Below are 2,574 nucleotides of genomic sequence, written 5' to 3' on the forward strand. Positions count from 1 at the left end.
CGGGGCCCCGGCGCGCGCGGCTCGCGCGCGCCGGTGCCCGTGGTGCGAGGGGGGAGTGCTCTGCCCTGAGCTACTCCGCCCCGAACTGCCTCGCCCGGACTGCTCCGCCCGGACTACTCCGGGCGCTTGAGCCGGGTGATGAACTTGTAGCGGTCGCCGCGGTAGATCGAGCGGACCCACTCCACCGGGTCGCCGTCGGCGTCGAAGGAGTGCCGGGAGAGCTGGAGCATCGGCAGCCCGAGGTCGGAGCCGAGCAGGCCGGCCTCGCGCGGGTTGGCGAGGGTGGTCTCGATGGTCTCCTCGGCCTCGGCCACGGTGACCCCGTACACCTCGCGCAGCGCCGCGTACAGCGAGTTGTGCTTGGCGAGGTTGCGCCGCAGCGCGGGGAAGCGCTTGGCGGACAGGTGGGCGACCTCGATGGCCATCGGGTCGCCGTTGGCCAGTCGCAGGCGCTCGATCCGCAGCACCCGGCCGCCGGGCTTGATGTCGAGCAGCGGGGCGAGCCGGTCGTCGGCGGTGATGTAGCCGATCTCGATCAGCCGCGAGGCGGGCTCCAGGCCCTGGGCCCGCATGTCCTCGGTGTAGGAGGTGAGCTGGAGGGCCTGGGCGACCTTGGGCTTGGCGACGAAGGTGCCCTTGCCCTGGATGCGCTCCAGCCGGCCCTCGACGACCAGTTCCTGCAGCGCCTGGCGCACGGTGGTGCGGGAGGTGTCGAACTGGGCGGCCAGCGCGCGCTCGGGCGGGACCGGGGTGCCGGCGGGCTGGGTCTCGGTCAGCTGGAGCAGGTGGCGCTTGAGACCGTAGTACTTGGGGACGCGCGCGGTCGGGTCGGCGCCGGCCTGCGTCGGGAGGTTTTTCACCTCGGGGTCGTTGACCTGGGCGGTGGTTCCCCCGTCGCTGCTCATCGGACCTGTTCTCCCGCTTCTCGCGGGGCCTTTACGGGCCCCGCCACATAGTTAACGGGTGACATCGTTGCATGTATGGCTACGGAACGAATACCTCATCACGCGATGAACGATGTGCGGTGTCGGCTTGATAACGGGTGGTCCGGATCGGTCGAACAGCCGTTGACAGGCCCATTGGTCTAGGCCAAGCTCCAGGCATCTGGTCTACACCACTAGGCCGGTCACTATGAATCCCCCCACCCGCTCGAAGGGGTCCGCGGCACCTTTCCCCCCGCTTTACGTGGGTCTGCCGCTGCCGCCCGACGGGGGTAACCCAGGCATCCCTCAGGAGGATGGCGTGAAGCGTCAGCTCATCGCGGCGGTCGGCGTCGCAGCAATGGTCGTCGGCCTGGCGGCCTGTGGCTCGGACGGCAAGAGCAAGGACAACGCCGGTTCGAACTCGTCGTCCGCGGCGGGCGCCAAGAACTACAGCGGCAAGACGCTGAAGGTGTGGCTGATGACCGGCTCCGCCCCGAAGGGCTGGACCGACGCGGTCAAGAGCGAGTTCGAGACCACCTACCCGGGCTCCAAGGTCGACTTCCAGATCCAGGAGTGGGACGGCATCGGTCAGAAGGTGACCGCCGCGCTGTCCGAGGGCTCGGTCGACGTCGTCGAGCTCGGCAACACCCAGACCTCCGGCTACGCGGCCTCGGGCGGCCTGCTCGACATCACCAAGGACAAGTCCGCCCTGGGCGGCGACGGTTGGAACGCCAACCAGAACGAGGCCGCCCAGCTGGACGGCAAGCAGTTCGCCGCCCCGTGGTGGGTCTCCAACCGCGTCGTCGCCTACAACAAGGACCTCTGGGCCAAGGCCCAGCTGACCGACGCGCCGAAGACCCTGGACGAGTTCTACGCCGACCTGGACAAGCTGAAGGCCACCGAGGGCGTCGCCGACCCGATCTACCTGCCGGGTCAGGAGTGGTACACCTACTTCGGTCTGCTCACCGGTGAGGGCGGCAAGATCGCCAAGAAGGACGGCGACAAGTGGGTCGGCGGCCTGTCCTCGCCCGAGGCGCAGAAGGCCTTCGAGACCTACAAGAAGCTGCAGGGCTACTCGGCCACCGGTCCGAAGGACAAGGACGAGGCCACCCCGCAGCAGAAGGACGTCTTCGGCAAGGGCAACGTCGGCACCATGATCGCCCTCGGCTGGGAGCTCCCGGCGGAGAAGGACATGGCGAAGGACAAGATCGGCTTCTTCCCGCTCCCGGGCAAGACCGCTGACAAGCCCTCCGGCGTCTTCCTCGGCGGCTCGAACCTGGCGATCGGTGCGCAGAGCAAGAACACCGACATGGCCAAGGACTTCCTGAAGATCGCCCTCAACGACAAGAACGAGGGCGCGGTCGCCGCCGCCGGCAACATCCCGAACAAGGCCGCGCTGAACAGCCAGCTCACCGGCGACTTCGCGAAGGCCGCCCAGTCCGCCTCGGCGGTCGGCGCGGTCACCCCGATCACCCCGAACTGGGCGAGCGTCGAGGACAAGCCGAACCCGATCAAGGAGTTCCTGACCGCGGCCCTCCAGGGCGGCGACTACGCGGCCACCGCGAAGAAGTACGACGACGAGATCGCGAAGCGGCTCAACCAGAAGCAGTAGGCACCGAGCGGCGTCGCTCACCGACCCCCGGCGGGGGGT

At 68.8% G+C, this 2,574-nt stretch carries 2 protein-coding genes; one reads left to right on the top strand and one right to left on the bottom strand.

Going from position 1 to position 2,574, the window contains the following annotated elements:
• Positions 1–113: 113 nt before the first annotated feature.
• Positions 114–905, bottom strand: a complete 792-nt coding sequence (locus ACFV6I_RS38990) for a GntR family transcriptional regulator (RefSeq protein WP_244293370.1) — start codon at positions 903–905, stop codon at positions 114–116.
• Positions 906–1,242: 337 nt separating this feature from the next.
• On the opposite strand from ACFV6I_RS38990, the gene ACFV6I_RS38995 reads away from it, so the two are divergent.
• Positions 1,243–2,535, top strand: a complete 1,293-nt coding sequence (locus ACFV6I_RS38995) for an extracellular solute-binding protein (RefSeq protein ID WP_063347864.1) — start codon at positions 1,243–1,245, stop codon at positions 2,533–2,535.
• Positions 2,536–2,574 lie beyond the last annotated feature (39 nt).

Origin of the sequence: Kitasatospora sp. NPDC059803 (genome assembly GCF_042732255.1) — a bacterium.
GTDB lineage: Bacteria > Actinomycetota > Actinomycetes > Streptomycetales > Streptomycetaceae > Kitasatospora.

Excerpts from the sequence above, each read along its gene's own strand:
- ACFV6I_RS38990 (WP_244293370.1), bottom strand. The coding sequence starts at position 905 with ATGAGCAGCGACGGGGGAACCACCGCCCAGGTCAACGACCCCGAGGTG.